Genomic DNA, 17,951 nt, shown 5'->3' with positions numbered 1-17,951 from the left:
CGGGTATCTGAGGGGGAGTCACTCGATCGCCGCTGGCAACGTTTTCCCGCTCATCGGGCAACGCGCCGTGGCCGTGACCGTGTGAGTACGGCCCCAATCACTTACGCATATTGAGTCCATGAGCATCAAATTCCGCCTGATTCTGATGAATATCCTGCAGTTCTTTATCTGGGGTTCGTGGCTCATCACCATTGGTGCCTACTGGTTTCAAAACAAGCACTGGTCAGGCTCACAGTTCGGCGCGATTTTTTCCACCATGGGCATCGCCTCGCTGTTCATGCCGTCCATCCTGGGCATGATCGCCGATCGTTGGATCAACGCCGAAAAGCTCTACGGCATCCTGCATATCGGCGGCGCCATGGTGCTGTTCACCGTGCCCATGGTCGATAACCCGCACACCATGTTCTGGGTCATGCTGTTGAACATGGCCTGCTATATGCCGACCATCGCCCTGGCCATCACGGTGGCCTACAACGCGCTCAAAGGCAGCGGCATCGACATCGTCAAGGTGTATCCGCCGATCCGCGTATGGGGCACCGTCGGCTTTATCGCCGCGCTATGGGTGGTCAGCCTGCTGCATCTGGAAACCACCTCGGGCCAGTTCTACGTCGCCTCGGCCGCATCGCTGCTGCTTGGCCTGTACGCCTTCAGCCTGCCCAAATGCCCGCCCAAGATGGAGCGCAAGGCCCATGCCTCGCTGATCGAAACGCTGGGCTTCACCTCGTTTGCGCTGTTCAAGAACAGCAAGATGGCGGTCTTTTTTCTGTTCGCGATGCTGCTAGGCGCGTCGCTGCAATTGACCAATGCCTATGGCGATACTTTTCTGCACGATTTCGCCAAGATCGATGCCTATAAAGACTTGGTGCCGGTGAAGTACCCCGCCATCATCATGTCGATCTCGCAGATTTCCGAGACCTTGTTCATTCTGGCGATCCCGTTTTTTCTGAAGCGCTTCGGCATCAAGGCGGTGATGTTCATCAGCATGATAGCCTGGGCTTTGCGATTCGGCTTGTTTGCCTACGGCAATCCGGGCAGCGGCCTGTGGATGATTGTGCTGTCGTGCATCGTCTATGGCATGGCCTTCGACTTCTTCAATATCTCCGGTTCGCTTTTCGTCGAGACCCAGAGCGACCCGCGGATTCGCGCTAGCGCGCAAGGGCTTTTCATGATGATGACCAACGGCGTCGGCGCCGTGCTCGGCAGCTCGATCAGCGGCATCGTCATCGAGGAGTTCTTCACCTATCCGGATCAGAGCAAGAACTGGCACGGCATCTGGATTGCCTTTGCCTTGTATTCGCTGATCGTGGCGATCTTGTTCATGCTGTTGTTCAAACACAAACATGAGCCCAGCGCCCTGCAAGAGCCCCTTCTTCACGCCTGATGGCGACCATGGCGATATCCCCGGCAAGACCCACTGGAACCTGCGCAGCGAGTACGTCTTCGGCTCGCAGCTGGCGAATCTGAAACTCGCAGAAGGCGTGAAAAACCTGTTCGACCGGCGCTACTTCACGCGCTCGGTCGACAACAACCATGGCCTGTACGTCAGCGAGCCGCGCATGTATTTCGTCCAAGCCTCAGCGGCTATCTAACCGCTCACCGCACTCATCCGCCATCGCTAGGCAGCACATGTTCGAGCACCCGCTGACTGTGCTTTTCCTGCAGCTTGCCGTCGTGGTCGAAGTGCAAAATCACCAGCCAGTTATACACATCATCTGGCCAGGATTTACTGCCAAGCAGATCCTTCGCCTTGCCGCCAAAGGCATCGATCAGCTTCGGGATATGCCCGTGATGCCAGGCGATCAACACCACCTTGGCCTGATTTTGCTTGCGCAACGATTTGACCAGGGCATCGACCTGCTCATCCGCCCAAGGCTGCTCAATCGGCAAGCCGATCCGCTGCGACAGCGGCGTCAGCGTAAGGCGCGGACGGATGCTTTCCTTGCTGTCGCTGGTCGCGATCAAGCGCTGCGGCAAATAGGTATCGCCGTCCCATTGCAACGGATCGAAATAGGTCGCATAGGCCGTGGCGCGCTGCTCGCCCTGCGGGCTTAAACCGTCGCCGCTGTCGGCCTTCTCCGCATGGCGCACGATCCATACCGTGACATCGGCCAGGCCACTCACGCCCTTGGCTCCGTGATGCGCCCAGGCCAGGGCCGGAAGCCAGCACAGCACCCACAAGAATTTGCGCAACCGCATCGTTCTCTCCACCCGTGGCAAGCGCGCAAGACACTAGCACGCCGACCGCTTCCGCAAGCTCTACAGCGGCTTGCGGAGCCTGGTCGCCACTCCCGCTACAATGCGCGCATGCAGATTGGCCCCTACCGTATCGACCCGCCGGTCGTGCTCGCCCCGATGGCGGGCGTCACCGACAAACCTTTTCGCCTGCTGTGCAAACGGCTGGGCGCCGGTCTGGCCGTCTCGGAAATGACCAACGCCGATCCACGCCTGTGGCAAACCCGCAAATCACTCAAGCGCATGGACCACCTCGGCGAACCCGAACCGGTCAGCGTGCAGATCGCCGGCTACGACCCGGCCATGCTGGCCGACGCCGCGCGCTACAACGCCGATCACGGCGCGCAAATCATCGATATCAACATGGGCTGCCCGGCCAAGAAAGTCTGCAACGTGTGGTCCGGCTCAGCCCTGCTGCAAGACGAACCACTGGTGGCGCGCATTCTCAGCGCTGTCGCGCAAGCCGTATCAGTACCCGTCACCCTGAAGATCCGCACCGGCTGGGATCGCGAACATAAAAACGCGCTGACCATCGCCCGCATCGCCGAAGACGCCGGCATCGCCGCCCTGGCCGTGCACGGCCGCACCCGCGCCGACAAATACGAAGGCGAAGCCGAGTACGAAACGATTGCCGCCGTCAAAGCCGCCGTGCGCAGTCCCGTGCTCGCCAACGGCGATGTACTGACGCCACAGCAAGCCAAGCACGTCTTGCAAGTCACCGGCGCCGACGCCGTGATGATCGGTCGTGGCGCCCAAGGCCGCCCGTGGATCTTCCGCGAAATCGCCCACTACCTCACCACCGGCGAACTGCTGCCCGAACCCACCCCCGGCGAAGTCGCCACGATCCTGCTCGACCACCTCCAACAGCTCTACGCCTTCTACGGCGAACTTCAGGGCCTGCGCATCGCCCGCAAACACCTCGGCTGGTACGCCAAAGACCGCCCCGAAAACGCCGCCTTCCGCCACGTAGTCAACCGCGCAGAAACCGCCACCGACCAACTGCGACTCACCCGCGATTATTTCGCTGCCCTGGAACAACAGGCGCAACTGGCGGCTTGAACCGGGGCTGCTCCAGATCTTCAATCAAGCGCGCGATATAAGGGCCATGAGCTCATAGCGTTTGCGAGCCCACCCACTTGAGTGCTGCAACAAAAGCTGCCGCAAGATAGAACCCCCTCCCAACCTCCCCCTACAAATAGGGGGAGGAGCCAACGCCGCAAGGCTGGCAATTGACGCACACACTGCTCCTGCTGTTGCTCCTGCTGTTGCTCCTGCTGTTGCTCCTGCTCCTGCTCCTGCTCCTGCTGTTGCTGTTGCTGTTGCCTTTGATCTTTGATCTTTGGGGCCCCTGTGCGTCGGTGAGGGCTGGACGACAAGGCCCGCAGGGGCATTGGTATGGACGTCAATGCCTTTTCGCCAGGGCAGGAGCCCTGTCGAAAAGCCCGGCCAGCCCTCACGCACCCGAAGGGCGACGCACCGGGGTGCTCTTTCTTTTGGTTACTTTTCTTTGAGCACGCAAAGAAAAGTGACTCGGGCTCCGGCAAGAGTCCGAAACACGCCGCAGGCGACACCCTCGCCCCAACACAACCAACAAGCAACCGCCCAACGAACACGCAAAACCGCAACCCCTTACGCAACAACTCCATGCATCATCACCCTATCCCCCGTCCGCACATGCTGCCCCTCCATGAAACCGCCACACCACGTGCGCGCCCCACTCATCACCCTGCTGCTATGCACAGCCACCTTGCTGCTAAGCGGCTGCCAAACCACCCTATTCGCCGCCATCAACACCACCGACCAACGCCACGACATCCAGCAACAACGCAACATCGAGTTTGATCCGCCTCACCACCTGGCCTTGAACATCTATCGCCCAGAACACACCGAACACGCCCCCATCGTGGTGTTCATCTACGGCGGCAGCTGGACCCATGGCGAACGCCAGTGGTACCGCTTCGTCGGCACCGCACTCGCCGCGCACGGCGTCATCGCCGTCATCCCCGACTACCGCAAATACCCCCAGGTAAAAATGGACGGCTTTATGCAGGACGCCGCCGAAGCACTGGCCTGGACACATCAACACGCCAGCGAACTCGGCGGCAGCAGCGACGATATCTTTGTCATGGGGCATTCGGCCGGTGGCCAGATAGCCGCCCTGCTGGCGACCGATCCGCAATGGCTGGCGCCTTACGGCATGCAGCCACGCGACCTGGCCGGCTTTATCGGGCTGGCAGGCTGCTACGACTTCGCCCCGATCGCCTCGAACGAAAAAGACATGCTGGGCATGTTCGGTCGCACACTTGCCGAGCAACAGCGCGCGCAAGCCGTGACCTTTGTGCATGGCGCCGAGCCGCCGATGCTGCTGTTGCACGGCACGGCAGACAAAGAAGTCGCGCCCAGCAACTCGATCTCACTCACCCACACCATGCAAGCCCAGCACGAAGACGTCACCCTCAAGCTCTACCCCGGCATCGGTCACATCGCCTTGCTGTTTGCCCTGCTGCGTCCCATGCACGAGCACGCCCCCACCCTCGAAGACATTCTGGCCTTCATCCACAGTCATCCGTCATCGATCACGCAGACCGCCAAGGCCCATGCCGGCTAGCTGATCGCGCCGCCGCGCCGGCCTTCTATCGCCGGCTTCCAACGGCTCAAGACCCGCAGCGTCTCCATTGACTTGGGCCATCCATCCGTCTAACTTTCGCTCCGCTGATGGTTTTCATCCTTCTATCCGAATAGAGAGATGGAATTAAAAGGGAAGCCGGTGGGAATCCGGCGCTGCCCCGCAGCGGTATGTGGAAACGACCTTCGTCATTGGCACTGAGCGTGATGCGCTTGGGAAGCGACGGACAGTAGGCAACGCCTCACGGCGTTTATGTCCATGAGCCCGAAGACCTGCCCCAGCCGAGTACCGGTCTGCGAAAGCGGCCACCGGCTCGACCGACCTGGAATCCCGCGGGGGAATCCAGCGCGCTGCCGCCGTCGTGCGGCGGTGTGCGTTCGCCCGCGAGAAACCGGTTCGCCCGCGGGGGCGAAGGTCATCGGTTCACGCGTCCGGCAACGGCTGCGTGCCGCCCTTCGTTCCTCTTTGCCATTGATCCGCAAGAGGAATACGTCATGTCTTCACCGCTTCACACCCGCTCCACCCAAACCCTTCCCACCCATCCTCAGATCACCTACCTCGGCTTTCCGCGCCTGGGCCGGCGCCGCGAGCTGAAGCGCGCGCTGGAAACCTACTGGCGTGGCGAAACCGATGCCGCCGCCCTGCTCGATACCGCCCGCGAACTGCGCCAGCGGCATTGGCAGCTGGCACGTGCCGCAGGCGTCTGCAGCGTGCCGGTCAACGATTTTTCGCTGTACGACCATGTGCTCGACACCGCGGTGCTGTTCGATGCCGTGCCGGAGCGCTATCGCGCGCTGCGCCAGCAAGATCCCCTGGCCGGTTACTTCGCCATGGCCCGCGGCGGCCACGGCCTGCACGCATTGGAAATGACCAAGTGGTTCGATACCAACTATCACTACCTGGTACCCGAGCTGCACGCCGGTCAACGCTTTCAACTGGCCGGTGACAAGCCGCTGGCGGAATGGCGCGAAGCGCAGGCATTGGGACTGGATGCACGCCCGGTACTGCTAGGGCCGGTGTCATTCCTGCGCCTGGCCAAGACCACCGACGGCAGCGATGCGCTGGCCCTGCTCGACGCACTGTTGCCCGCTTACGCGCAGCTGCTTGAGCAACTGGCCGATGCAGGCGTGCCATGGGTGCAATTGGACGAGCCATTCCTGGCGCTCGACCTCGATGCGGCCAGCCGCGAAGCCTATCTCCATGCCTACGTCACCCTCGCTCGCGGGCGTAGTCCGAAACGCCTGCTGGCGACCTATTTCGGCGCCCTGGATGACAATCTCGCGCTGGCGACTCAATTGCCGGCGGATGGTCTGCATATCGATCTCGCACGCGCCCCCGAACAGCTCGACGCTGTCCTGGCGGCGTTGCCCACCGGGCGCGTGTTGAGTGCCGGCGTCGTCGATGGCCGCAACATCTGGCGCAGCCGGCCTGCCCAGGTGCTGCCGCTGCTGGAAAAAGCACTCGCCAAGCTCGGCACCGAGCATCTGTGGCTGGCACCGTCGTGCTCGCTGCTGCACGTGCCGATCGATGTCGCCCAGGAAACCACGCTGACCGCCGAGTTGCGCGGCTGGCTGGCCTTCGCACTGCAGAAACTGGAAGAACTGAAGCAGTACGCCCAAGCCATCGCCGGCGATGATGCCGCCCGTGCGGCACTCAGCGGCCAGGACGCCTTGCTCGCCGCACGCGCCAATGCAGCCGGCGTACAGCGCAGCGACGTGCGTGCGCGCCTGAACGGGCTCAGCCCGCAGGCGGCCCAGCGACGCTCGGCATTGAACCATCGACGCGTCGTGCAGACCGAATCGCTGGGCTTGCCGCTGTTGCCGACCACCACCATCGGCTCGTTCCCGCAAACCGATGCCCTGCGCCACGCCCGCGCCGAGCATCGCGCCGGCCGCCTCGACAACGAGGCCTACGACGACTTCCTCGCCGAGGAAATCGCCCAGGCACTGCGCCATCAGGAAAGCATCGGCCTCGACGTGCTGGTGCATGGCGAGCCCGAGCGCAACGACATGGTGGAATACTTCGGCGAGCAGCTCGAAGGCTTCGCCTTCACCCGCCAAGGCTGGGTGCAGAGCTACGGCTCGCGCTGCGTCAAGCCGCCGCTGATCTGGGGTGATGTCGCGCGCCCGGCACCGATGACGGTGCGCTGGTCCGCCTATGCGCAATCGCTCACCAAGAAGCCGGTGAAGGGCATGCTGACCGGGCCGGTCACCGTCCTGCAGTGGTCCTTCGTCCGTGACGACCTGCCGCGCGAAACCGTCTGCCGGCAATTGGCCCTGGCCTTGCGCGACGAAGTGCACGATCTGGAAAGCGCCGGCATCCAGGTCATCCAGATCGACGAACCGGCCCTGCGCGAAGGCCTGCCGCTGCGCCACGCCCAGCAAGCCAGGTACCTGGAATGGGCGGTGCAGTGCTTCCGCATCGCGGCAGGTGGCGTGCGCGATACCACGCAGATTCACACCCACATGTGCTACGCCGAGTTCAACGACATTCTCGAAGCGGTCGCCGCCCTGGATGCCGATGTGATCTCGATCGAAAGCAGCCGCTCGCGGATGGAACTGCTGGCCGCGTTCGAACAGTTCCGCTACCCCGGCGATATCGGCCCAGGCGTCTACGACATCCACTCGCCACGCGTGCCCGGCCATGTGGAAATCACCGACCTGCTGCGCAAGGCCATGACCGTGCTCGATCCAAGCCAGCTGTGGGTCAACCCCGACTGCGGCCTGAAAACCCGCCACTGGGCCGAGGTGATCCCGGCACTGGAAGCCATGGTGGGCGCCGCCCGGACCCTGCGCAGCGAACTGGCCGTAACGAACTGAGACGAGACCTGCCCTGCTTAAGCCCTGTGCCTGGAACGGAGTAGCGGCTGACGAAGGGGAAGGCTGCGGCCCTCCCTTTCCCGGCCGTTCCGTGCAGGCAGCCGCAAGGCTCGATCAGGGCGAATTTCCGCTACTCGCTGCTTTGGCGGGAGCTGATTGAGGCCCACCATGGCCTGCCGCCCCTTCCCTCGCCCAGAGGGAAGGGTGCTTTTCATAGGTAAAGACGGCTGAACATCGCCTCACTGCCATTTTCATGCGCTAACCTGCCCGGTGAAATCCGTCACCGCCGCGTGTATCATGCGCGACTTCCTCCATTCATCTCTCTATCCGTAGAGAAGGATATATGCCGCGATGAGCAGCCATCTCTTCACCTCCGAGTCGGTCTCCGAAGGCCATCCGGACAAAGTTGCCGACCAAATTTCCGACGCCGTGCTTGACGCGATCATCGCGCAAGACCCGCGCGCCCGCGTTGCCTGCGAAACCATGGTGAAGACCGGTGTGGCGATCGTCGCTGGCGAAGTCACCACCAGCGCCTGGATCGACCTGGAGGCGCTGACCCGCAAAGTCATCATCGACATCGGCTACGACTCGTCGGACGTCGGCTTCGATGGCGAGACCTGCGGCGTGCTCAACCTGATCGGCAAGCAGTCGCCCGACATCAACCAGGGCGTGGACCGCAAGAAGCCCGAAGAACAGGGCGCTGGCGACCAGGGCCTGATGTTCGGCTACGCCACCAACGAAACCAAAGATTACATGCCGGCGGCGATCTACTACTCGCACCGCCTGGTCGAGCAGCAGGCCAAGGTCCGCAAGAAGAAAAACTCGCCGCTGCCGTGGTTGCGCCCGGACGCGAAGAGCCAGGTCACCCTGCGTTATGAGAATGACGTGGCCGTCGCTATCGACGCCGTGGTGCTGTCGACCCAGCACGATCCGAGCGTCAAGCAGAAAGACCTGATCGAAGCCGTGCGCGAGTACATCTTGAAGCCGGTGCTGCCGTCCAAGCTGCTGCACAAAGGCACCAAGTTCCACATCAATCCGACTGGCAAGTTCGTGATCGGCGGCCCCGTGGGCGATTGCGGCCTGACCGGTCGCAAGATCATCGTCGATACCTACGGCGGCTGGGCCCGTCATGGTGGCGGCGCGTTCTCGGGCAAGGATCCGTCCAAGGTGGATCGTTCGGCCGCCTATGCCGCGCGCTACGTGGCGAAGAACATCGTCGCCGCCGGCATTGCCGACCGTTGCGAAGTGCAGGTCAGCTACGCCATCGGCGTGGCCGAGCCGACCTCGATCTCGGTGACCACCTTCGGCACCGGCAAGATCAGCGACGACAAGATCGAAAAACTGATCCGCAAGCATTTCGACCTGCGTCCGTACGGCATCATCAAGATGCTCGACCTGATCCACCCGATGTACCAGCAGACCGCCAGCTACGGCCACTTCGGCCGTACCCCGTACGAAGTGAAGGGTGCCGACGGCAAGACCTACACCGCGTTCTCGTGGGAAAAGACCGACAAGGCCGACGCGCTGCGCGCCGATGCCAAGCTGAAGTAAGCCATTGCTACAGCAGTAAGACAAACGGGCCGCCTTGTGCGGCCCGTTTGCGTTATTGAGGTCATGCTCGAAGAAGTCAGGCGAAGGGTCGGCAGCGGCTTTCCGCTACAATGCGCGCAGGTCCCTTATCCAACTCCAGCGCGTCGATTTCAGCATCGGCGGCCCCCTCTTGCTCCAAAGTGTCGATCTTTCGATCGAAGCGAATGAGCGCGTGTGCATCGTCGGTCGTAACGGCGAAGGCAAATCCACCCTGATGAAGCTGATCGCCGGCGAGCTGCATGCCGACGATGGCGAAATCCGTCTGCAAAGCGGCGTAGTCGTCGCGCGCATGGCACAGGAGGTGCCGCAAGACACCGAAGGTACCGTCTTCGACGTCGTCTCCGACGGCCTGGGTGACCTCGGTCACCTGCTGGCGCGCTATCACCACTTGCTTGCCGAAGGCGATTTCGATGCGCTGGGCGACGTGCAGACGCAGATCGAAGCCCAGCACGGCTGGGATCTCGACCGCCGCGTCACCGAAGTGCTGACCAAGCTCGAACTACCCGCCGACACCGACTTCGCCGCCCTGTCCGGCGGCATGAAGCGCCGCGTGTTGCTGGCGCAGGCGCTGGTGCGCAAACCCGATGTGCTGCTGCTGGACGAGCCGACCAACCATCTCGATATCGAGGCGATCGGCTGGCTGGAAAACTTCCTCAAGCAGTTCGCCGGCAGCATCATCTTCATCACCCATGACCGCAGTTTTCTGCGCGCGCTGGCCACCCGTATCGTCGAAATCGACCGCGGCCAGCTCACCAGCTGGCCGGGCGACTACGAAAACTATCTGCGCCGCCGCGAAGAACGCCTGCACGCCGAAGCCCAGGCCAACGCACTGTTCGACAAAAAGCTGGCGCAAGAAGAAGTGTGGATTCGCCAAGGCATCAAGGCGCGCCGCACCCGCAACGAAGGCCGCGTGCGGGCACTGAAAGCGCTGCGCAACGAGCGCGCCGAGCGGCGCAATCTGGTCGGCAACGTCAAGATGGCGCTGGCCACTGCGCAAGCATCCGGCAAGAAGGTGATCGACCTGGATCACGTGCATCAGGCCTATGGCGGCCGCGTGCTGATCGACGATCTCACCACCACGCTGATGCGCGGCGACCGTGTCGGCATCATCGGCCCGAACGGCGCCGGCAAGAGCACCCTGCTCAAGATCATGCTGGGCGAGCTGACCCCGCAACGTGGCGAGGCCACCACCGGCACGGGCATCCAGATCGCCTACTTCGATCAGCACCGCGTACAACTCAACGACAAGCTCAATGCGCTGGATAACGTCGCCGAGGGCCGCGAGTTCATCGAGTTGAACGGTCAGCGCAAACACATCGTCGGCTACCTGCAAGACTTTCTGTTTTCGCCCGAGCGCTCGCGCGCGCCAATCACCCGCCTGTCCGGCGGCGAGCGCAATCGCCTGTTACTCGCCAAGCTGTTCGCCCAGCCGTCCAATCTGCTGGTGATGGATGAACCGACCAACGACCTCGACGTCGAGACGCTGGAATTGCTGGAAGAATTGCTGACCGAGTACCAAGGCACCTTGCTGCTGGTCTCGCACGATCGCGAATTTCTCGACAACGTGGTCAGCAGCACCCTGGTGCTGGAAGGCAACGGCCAGGTCGGCGAATACGTCGGCGGCTATAGCGACTGGCTGCGCCAGCGCCCGACTGCCGCGCTTGCCGTCGCCGCCGCAGCTGCCAAACCGGGGTTAACCCGCAACGATCCGGCGCCGGCCCCGGCGGCGCCGAAACGCAAGCTCAGTTTCAAAGAGCAGCGCGAACTGGATCTGCTGCCTGCCCGCCTGGAGCAACTCGAAGCCGACATCGCCGCACGCACCGCGGCGATGAACGAGCCGGCGTTTTTTCAGCAAGACAGCGCCGCCATCGTCAAGGCGAATGAAGCCATCGCCGCACTGCAGGCGGAGCTCGACACCGCCTTCAAACGCTGGGAAGAACTCGAAGGCAGCTGATCTCAGCTGCCGAGGAAGGCCGCCGGGGTGTAAGGCATCCTGGCGATACCGTTGAACCAGCGCAATGTCAGATAAGCCGGCAGGCCCAGGATCAAGGTCCAGCGGCTCACCGGATGCAGGTCATTCTTGGCCGCCTGCAACGGTACCTCGCCGGTGGCCTCATCGGTCGAAGTCAGCTGTTGCTGCATCCAGCTAACCCAGCCGCGCATCACCCCACGGCGCTCGCGCTGCACACGAATGGCTTCTTCGTAGGGAAAGGCCACATCGCGATCGTGTTCGCGGAATAAGCGCTCCTGCCAACCGAACAACGCCTGCAGCTGCGGGTGATGACTGAAATGCGGCACGATGCGCAGCGGCCGCAACAACGACGCCAGGGTCAAATCCGCCGCGCTGAATTGCTGGCCGACCAGAAAACCATCGCGCTCGATTTTCTGCGCCACCGGCAACAGCAAGGCCTCCAGTTTTTCATAAACCTGATCTTGCCGGTTGCGATGAAAATGAAAGCGAATGGTCAACATCATGCCGATCGCCGGTGACGCCACCGTGCGCAAACCGCGTCGGGCAAACACCCCGCGATACACATTCGACAAGAACAACTGCGCCAGCGCGCGCGGGCATTCCATGATCAGCTGGGTGTAGCCAAGTCGCCGCGCATATAGGCCCAAGGTCGAATCAAGCCGCAGCATCCATTGCCACACCTGCTCACGCTCGACCGGATCAGCGGGAAACAAACCACGCTCGGGATAGGCCTCGTCGAGATACCGGATGATCGGCGATGAATCGCTCATGGCGACGCGAGTGGCGGTGTCGTGAATCAGCGGCACCGTCTGCGGGCAATCGAAGCGGCGCATTTCCTTCTTGGTAAAGGCAACGATATCGATGCCACGCCACGGCAGTTTTTTGAAGTCCAGCGCCCAACGCACTTTTTCCACGTAGTGCGACCAGTGCAGCTTGTACAGCTCGATCATGATATTGCCCCTGAGGTGCCTGCGATGGCGTGGCGCCACTTGCACGAATGGGGGCGGCATCGCCACCGTGCAAGCGGTGCCTGCTCATTGCCTGCTCAACTCAACCGGTATTCTGTAGCCCTTGCGAAACGCCGTTGACGCAAGCCACCAGGGCACGCAGCAAGTCCTCGTCCTCTTCGCCGCTCGCGCGCCAACGCCGCAACAAATCCACCTGCAGCAGGCTCATCGGATCGATATACGGATTGCGCAGCTGGATCGACACGGCCAGCCGTCGATTGCCTTGCAGCAGTTCATCGCTGCCCTGCAATCGCAGCAAGGCACGCCGCGTGCGCTCGAACTCGGCGCGAATCAGTTGGAAGAACGGCTCGTGCAACGGACCGGCCAGCCGCGAAAACGCCTCGGCAATGTCCAGGTCGCACTTGGCCAGCACCATCTCGACGTCGTCGAGCATGTTGGCGAAGAACGGCCAGTCGCGCGCCATCTCGGTCAAGGCCGTCTCGCCGTACTCGGCCATGCCGCGCTCCAGCGCCGTGCCAAGGCCGTACCAGCCGGTAATGATCGAACGGCATTGCGTCCAGGCGAACACCCATGGAATCGCCCGCAGGTCCTGCACGCCACGCATGCTGCGGCGGCGCGATGGACGTGAGCCCAGAGTCATCCGTTCGATCACATCGATCGGCGTGGCCGCGCGGAAGTAATCGATAAAACCCTCATGCTCGACCAGCTCGCGATAGGCCTGCCGACTGTTCTTGGCCAAGGCATTCATCTGCTCGCGCCAGGTATCCTCGCGCGGGTCCGGCGTGCGCGGCCGCAAACTGGCGCGCAATACCGCCCCCACCGTCTGTTCCAGATTGCGCAAGGCCAGCGCGCGAATACCGTATTTGCGATGAATCACCTCGCCTTGCTCGGTTACCCGCAGCACCCCCGCCACCGAACCGCGCGGCGACGACATCAACGCCGGGGTGATGCGAGCGCCGCCACGGCTGGCCGAACCGCCACGGCCATGGAAGAAAGACAAACGGATGCCAGCCTCATTCGCCACCGCCAGCAACTCGACTTGGGCGCGCTGCAAACCCCAGCGCGAGGCCAGCGTGCCGCCATCTTTGCCGCTATCGGAATAGCCAAGCATCACCCATTGCCGATCACCGCGTGCGGCGAGATGACGGCGATAAACAGGATCGTCAAACAAGGCCCGCAACGTCGCCGGCGCATTGCTCAAGTCATCGACCGTTTCAAAAAGCGGCGCGATATCCAGCGGCACGCCGGGCGCGGCTTCATCGACCGCAGATGTCTGCTCGGCCAGGCCGCCGTATCGCGCCAATGCCAACACCGCCAGCACGTCGGCGGCCGAACGCGCCATGCTGATGATGTAAAGCCCCACCGCCTCGGCGCCATAACGACCGCGCGAATCGTGCAGCGCCGCGAATACCGCATGCAGCGATACCGCGTTCGCATCGGCACTCTCGGCAAAGGCTTGCTGGCCACTGGCATACGGGCGCAGGCGCTCGACCCGCGCTTGCGGTTCGCGGCTCAGCCAGTCGGTGTCATGCAGCAACGCGGACAGCGCCTCATCGTGCACGCGCGAATCTTGTCGCACATCAAGCCGCGCCAAATGAAAGCCAAAGCTGCGCACACGCCAGATCAAGCGCTGTATCGCATACGCACCAGCATGCAGGCCACGATGATCGATCAAACTGGCGGCAATGATTTTTAAGTCATCCAGGAATTCATCGGCCGATGTATAGCCTTCCACATGCTGGTCGTCCTCGGTGGATTTCAACCGGGCGCCCATCATGGCCAGCAGGCTGCGATACGGCATATCCGCATGCCGTGGCCGTACGTGTGCCGCCGCACTGGGAAAGCGCTGGCGGTAATCGGCCAGGCGCTGTACCAAGGCCGTATCCAGCGCCACCCGCCCCTCGGTCTGGCTGAGCAGACGTGCCAAGCCGGAAACATCAGCCTGATAGTGTTCCAACACATGCGTGCGCTGGGTAGCCAGGCTGGCGGCAATGGTGTCGGCACCCACATTCGGATTGCCGTCCATATCGCCACCGACCCAGGTGGCAAAACTCAGTAAACGCGGCAACGGCACGGCGACTTCGTAGACCTGTTGCAAGGCATCGGCGAGCGACTCATACAGCGCCGGCACGATGCGGTAAATCGGATTGGCCAGATAAAAACCGACGTGATGGTGCTCGTCCTGCACGCTAGGCCGTACCGGCGAGGCCTCGGCGGTCTGCCAGGTGGCATTGAGCGCCATGAAGATGCGGTCGTCATCTTCTTTGCGTTCGTGCGGTGTGCGGGTGGGGTCGAAGTTATCGACCAGCGCGCGCACGATGGCCTGCTCTTTCTCCAGCAACGAGCGGCGCACCGCCTCGGTGGGATGCGCGGTGAATACCGGCTCGACCTGCAAGCGCATCAACCAATCGAGCAGTTCGTCAGCCTGCACGCCCTGAGCTTTCAACTGGGTCAGCACATCGAGCAGCGATTCGGGCTGCGGCGTGCCGCCTTCGCGCTGATAGTCACGGCGGCGGCGGATGCGATGCACCCGCTCGGCAATATTCACCGCCTGGAAATAGCTGGCGAAAGCGCGCGCCAGTGCCTCGGCATGTGTCGGGGTCAGCTCGGTCAGCAGGCTGGCCAGCGACTCGGGCGACGACTGCGTCGGCTGATCGGTATGCTGGCGACGTGCAATGGCCGCGATGCGGACACGTTCGACTTCAGCAAGAAAATCGGGCGAGACCTGCTCGGCCAGCATATCGCCGACCATCGCGCCTAGTCGGCGCACATCCTCGCGTAGCGGGGTTTCGGAAAGGGCAAACTCGGGACTGCGCAGCTGGTTCATCGAGGCGATGCGATCCGCAGGGAGTGGAAGGCCAGAGACTACCCCAAGCCGCCCATCTTTGCTGCACTGCCACACGACCACGAACGCCACCGCGCGCAAGCCGTAGGTTGCGGTGAGCACATGCGAACCCCAACCAGGCGCGGCGGTCAGCGTTGTTGGGCACCCCTTCGTTCAGCCCAACCTGCCTTAGCGGCTCAGTGCTTGGCGGTCGGCTTGCCCGGACCGATGTAGCGCTCCAGCCAGTGATTGGTTTCGGCCAGCATCTGCATCACCGACTCGCGCGCACGGTAGGCATGCGCCTCGTTCGGCAGCAGCACCAGTCGCGCGGTACCGCCCAGGCCTTTGATCGCGGCATACATGCGCTCGCTCTGAATCGGGAAGGTGCCGGAGTTGTTGTCTTGCTCGCCGTGGATCATCAGCAAGGCGTCTTTGATCTGGTCGGCATAGTTGAACGGCGCCATGGCCTGATAAACGTCTTTGGCCTGCCAGTAATTGCGCTCCTCGGCCTGGAAGCCGAACGGCGTCAGCGTGCGGTTGTAAGCGCCGCTGCGGGCGATACCGGCCTTGAACAAGCGCGAATGCGCGAGCAGGTTGGCGGTCATGAACGCACCATAGGAGTGCCCGCCGACGGCAATGCGATTGCGGTCGGCCACGCCACGGCGCACCACTTCATCGACGGCGGCTTCGGCACTGGCGACCAGCTGCGGCACGTAAGTGTCGTTGGGTTCCTTGTTGCCCTCGCCGACGATCGGCACCGAGAAGTTGTCCAGCACCGCATAACCCATCGACAGGAAAGCCTGCGGGCCCCAGTAGCTGATGCGGTTGAAACGGTACGGCGAATCGGTGACCTGACCCGCCGCATCGGCCGATTTGAACTCGGCCGGATAAGCCCACATCAGCATCGGCAGCGGACCGTCGCGCTTGGGATCGTAATGCGGCGGCAGATAAAGCGTGCCGGTCAGCTCCACGCCGTCTTTGCGCTTGTAGCGGATCTGTTGCTTGCTCACGCCCTTGAGTTGCGGCGTGGGATCGGGGAAACGCGTCAATGCACGCGGCGCAGTGGTAGGCGCGGCGAGATTGTGTACGTAGTAATTCGTGGGCTCGGTGGGTGATTCGCGCGCGGTCAGCAGCGATTGGCCGGTGTTATCCAGCAGCACTTTCGGTGCTTCGTAGTACGGCGCCTGCGACCGGAACAGCTCGGTGCTTTGCCCATCGCGCAGGCTGACCTTGTTCAAGAACGGCCGGTCGCCTTCGGGTGAGGCGCCTTCGCCGATGCGGTAAATGCTTTCGCCATCCGCGGTGACCAGCAGCAGCGATTGACCTCGCTCGTTACGCACCGTCACCGGTTCACCGGGATCTTTATAACGGTCTTCGGACGAGGCATCGCGAATCAGCTGCGGCGCCTGTTGCGGATGATCCGGCGCAATGCGCCACTCTTTGATCTTGCGGGTTTTCCACCACGACTCGCTCAGCAGGGCCAGCTCGCCGCTACCCCAGTAGATGCCGGCATAGCGCGTGCTCAGGCGAGCCAGCGTCACTGGCGGCTGAGTGAAAGGCGCGGCCTGCATCAGCACGGCATCGCGGATATCCGCCTTGCTGGCCGGGTCGCCACCGTCCTGCGCCTCGGCCCAGACCAGGCTTGCCGGCGCATCGTTACGCCACTCGATATGGCGCACGCCGGTGGGCACGGCGTCGTTGCCGGTGGGCAGGCCTTCGACCAGTGGCAGATGGGCAATCTCCTTGACCAGCGCCCCCTGCAAATCCAGCACTTCGATCCGATGTGGAAAACCATCGACCGGCACCAGATACGAGAACGGCCGCTCGATCCGCTCACGCAACAGGTAATGCCCATCCGGCGACGGTGCCAGCCCGGTGGTCAGCGCCGGCGTGCCGATCTTGGAAACGCGCCCTTTGAGGTCGATCAACACGGCCTGGGTCAGCAGGTAATGTTCGAAGCGGCGCGCGTCGTCCTCGTTCTTCAGCAGATCTTGATAGGTGCGAATGGCCTTGACGCCACCACCGGCCTGGGTCGCCTGTACATTCGGCCCGCTCGGGATACCATCGGATGCCGCCACGCTGCCCTGCCCCTCGGGCCGCACCAGCACCAGCAGCTGCTGACTGTCCGGCATCCAGCGATAACCCGCGCCAGCCACGGTATTCAACGGCAAGGTAGTGAGCTTGCGTGCGCTGCGCGCCGCGACATCCACCAGCCACAGTTCATTGCTGCCCGCCTTGGCGTCCACCCGATTAAACGCCAGATAGCGCTGATCCGGCGACCACTGCGAGGTCGCAAGCGACAACGGCGAGGGCAAACCTTGCAGGCGGATTTCCTTGCCGCTGGCGATATCCATCAGCCACAAGTCGCTGCCGAAGCTGAAGCGGCTTTGCGCATAGGTGCGCGGATTGATGCGCAGGCCGGCCAGCTTCAGCTCGGGCTGCGCCACCACGTCGATACCTGGCAAGGCCGGGGTCTGCGACAGCGCCATCAAGTCGTGATGCGGGCTGATCGACAACTGCGGCGGCCGCGGCGCATCGACCACCGCCTGCAAGGGTGCAGGCGGCAGCTCATAGCCACCTGCGACAGGCGCCGTCTGCGCGACCAGGGCCAGCGGGCAGCACACCCAAAGCGCGGCGAGTAGGGCAAAACGTCGGTTGGGTCTGTACATACACGGCCACGCCTGTCGAATGATTTTGCGACCTTAGCGGTTACTCGCCTGCCGGGCCTAGGCCATCAGTCATGCCTGCGGGCCGGGACAGCAGCAGAAAATCCGCGCGCCTGTTCACCATCGGCTGCTGCCTCTCGGCGAGCCTGGAGGTATACTCGGCAGTCTTCGCTAAGGGGCGCTGCGACCGTGCATGTGAACGGCCAGGCTTGGCGGAATGACCTTGTAACGGCGCCCGGTTAACCATGCGATAC

11 protein-coding genes and 2 riboswitches are annotated in these 17,951 nt (G+C 62.8%); of the genes, 7 read left to right on the top strand and 4 right to left on the bottom strand.

Annotated elements, in window-relative coordinates:
* Positions 1-118 precede the first annotated feature (118 nt).
* Entirely contained in the window at positions 119-1,381 is a 1,263-nt protein-coding gene (locus OUZ52_RS04890; RefSeq protein WP_266157200.1) for a nucleoside permease, read from the top strand.
* Positions 1,341-1,589 carry a TonB-dependent receptor gene (locus OUZ52_RS04885; protein WP_266157199.1) on the top strand — a complete coding sequence of 83 codons (249 nt, stop codon included), beginning with the start codon at positions 1,341-1,343 and terminating at the stop codon, positions 1,587-1,589. Before OUZ52_RS04890 ends, OUZ52_RS04885 begins: the two co-directional genes overlap by 41 nt.
* A gap of 13 nt (positions 1,590-1,602) precedes the next feature.
* Here the strand turns inward: OUZ52_RS04885 and OUZ52_RS04880 are convergent, their stop codons facing one another.
* Positions 1,603-2,196, bottom strand: a complete 594-nt coding sequence (locus OUZ52_RS04880) for a flagellar basal body-associated protein FliL (RefSeq protein ID WP_266157198.1) — start codon at positions 2,194-2,196, stop codon at positions 1,603-1,605.
* Positions 2,197-2,304: 108 nt separating this feature from the next.
* Here OUZ52_RS04880 and dusB point away from each other — a divergent pair, with 108 nt between their 5' ends.
* The 5 genes from dusB (at position 2,305) to OUZ52_RS04855 (ending at position 11,221) form a co-directional block, all read left to right on the top strand.
* On the top strand, positions 2,305-3,291 hold the full coding sequence (dusB, locus tag OUZ52_RS04875) for a tRNA dihydrouridine synthase DusB (protein WP_266157197.1): 987 nt from the start codon (positions 2,305-2,307) through the stop codon (positions 3,289-3,291).
* A gap of 628 nt (positions 3,292-3,919) precedes the next feature.
* Complete coding sequence (locus tag OUZ52_RS04870; protein WP_266157196.1) at positions 3,920-4,840, top strand: alpha/beta hydrolase; 921 nt, start codon at positions 3,920-3,922, stop codon at positions 4,838-4,840.
* A gap of 90 nt (positions 4,841-4,930) precedes the next feature.
* Positions 4,931-5,152: riboswitch (cobalamin riboswitch) on the top strand.
* A 200-nt stretch (positions 5,153-5,352) separates the two neighbouring features.
* Entirely contained in the window at positions 5,353-7,677 is a 2,325-nt protein-coding gene (metE, locus tag OUZ52_RS04865) for a 5-methyltetrahydropteroyltriglutamate--homocysteine S-methyltransferase (RefSeq protein WP_266157195.1), read from the top strand.
* 351 nt (positions 7,678-8,028) lie between these two features.
* A complete protein-coding gene (gene metK / locus OUZ52_RS04860) occupies positions 8,029-9,228 on the top strand; it encodes a methionine adenosyltransferase (protein WP_114844305.1) in 1,200 nt (399 codons plus the stop codon).
* Between the two features lie 169 nt (positions 9,229-9,397).
* Positions 9,398-11,221, top strand: coding sequence for an ATP-binding cassette domain-containing protein (locus OUZ52_RS04855; protein ID WP_323135313.1), 1,824 nt, complete (start codon positions 9,398-9,400; stop codon positions 11,219-11,221).
* Positions 11,222-11,223: 2 nt separating this feature from the next.
* On the opposite strand, the gene OUZ52_RS04850 is transcribed toward OUZ52_RS04855, so the two are convergent.
* The 3 genes from OUZ52_RS04850 to OUZ52_RS04840 all read right to left on the bottom strand — a co-directional run bounded on the left by OUZ52_RS04850 (position 11,224) and on the right by OUZ52_RS04840 (position 17,700).
* Positions 11,224-12,189, bottom strand: a complete 966-nt coding sequence (locus OUZ52_RS04850; RefSeq protein ID WP_266157194.1) for a glutathione S-transferase family protein — start codon at positions 12,187-12,189, stop codon at positions 11,224-11,226.
* Positions 12,190-12,289: 100 nt separating this feature from the next.
* Positions 12,290-15,034, bottom strand: a complete 2,745-nt coding sequence (ppc, locus tag OUZ52_RS04845) for a phosphoenolpyruvate carboxylase (RefSeq protein ID WP_266157219.1) — start codon at positions 15,032-15,034, stop codon at positions 12,290-12,292.
* Between the two features lie 194 nt (positions 15,035-15,228).
* Positions 15,229-17,700 (bottom strand): S9 family peptidase, encoded by a 2,472-nt coding sequence (locus OUZ52_RS04840; RefSeq protein ID WP_266157193.1) that lies wholly within the window; start codon positions 17,698-17,700, stop codon positions 15,229-15,231.
* A gap of 164 nt (positions 17,701-17,864) precedes the next feature.
* Positions 17,865-17,941: riboswitch (S-adenosyl-L-homocysteine riboswitch) on the top strand.
* Positions 17,942-17,951 lie beyond the last annotated feature (10 nt).

It is taken from the genome of Dyella silvatica, from assembly GCF_026283955.1.
Lineage (GTDB): Bacteria > Pseudomonadota > Gammaproteobacteria > Xanthomonadales > Rhodanobacteraceae > Dyella_C > Dyella_C silvatica.
This window is presented reverse-complemented; position numbering and strand designations above follow the sequence as displayed.

Bases quoted from the DNA above. Each gene is read 5' to 3' on its own strand.
- OUZ52_RS04890 (WP_266157200.1), top strand. From the start codon at position 119: ATGAGCATCAAATTCCGCCTGATTCTGATGAATATCCTGCAGTTCTTT.
- dusB (WP_266157197.1), top strand. From the start codon at position 2,305: ATGCAGATTGGCCCCTACCGTATCGACCCGCCGGTCGTGCTCGCCCCG.
- metE (WP_266157195.1), top strand. From the start codon at position 5,353: ATGTCTTCACCGCTTCACACCCGCTCCACCCAAACCCTTCCCACCCAT.
- OUZ52_RS04840 (WP_266157193.1), bottom strand. From the start codon at position 17,700: ATGTACAGACCCAACCGACGTTTTGCCCTACTCGCCGCGCTTTGGGTG.
- ppc (WP_266157219.1), bottom strand. From the start codon at position 15,034: ATGAACCAGCTGCGCAGTCCCGAGTTTGCCCTTTCCGAAACCCCGCTA.
- OUZ52_RS04885 (WP_266157199.1), top strand. From the start codon at position 1,341: ATGAGCCCAGCGCCCTGCAAGAGCCCCTTCTTCACGCCTGATGGCGAC.
- metK (WP_114844305.1), top strand. From the start codon at position 8,029: ATGAGCAGCCATCTCTTCACCTCCGAGTCGGTCTCCGAAGGCCATCCG.
- OUZ52_RS04850 (WP_266157194.1), bottom strand. From the start codon at position 12,189: ATGATCGAGCTGTACAAGCTGCACTGGTCGCACTACGTGGAAAAAGTG.
- OUZ52_RS04870 (WP_266157196.1), top strand. From the start codon at position 3,920: ATGAAACCGCCACACCACGTGCGCGCCCCACTCATCACCCTGCTGCTA.
- OUZ52_RS04880 (WP_266157198.1), bottom strand. From the start codon at position 2,196: ATGCGGTTGCGCAAATTCTTGTGGGTGCTGTGCTGGCTTCCGGCCCTG.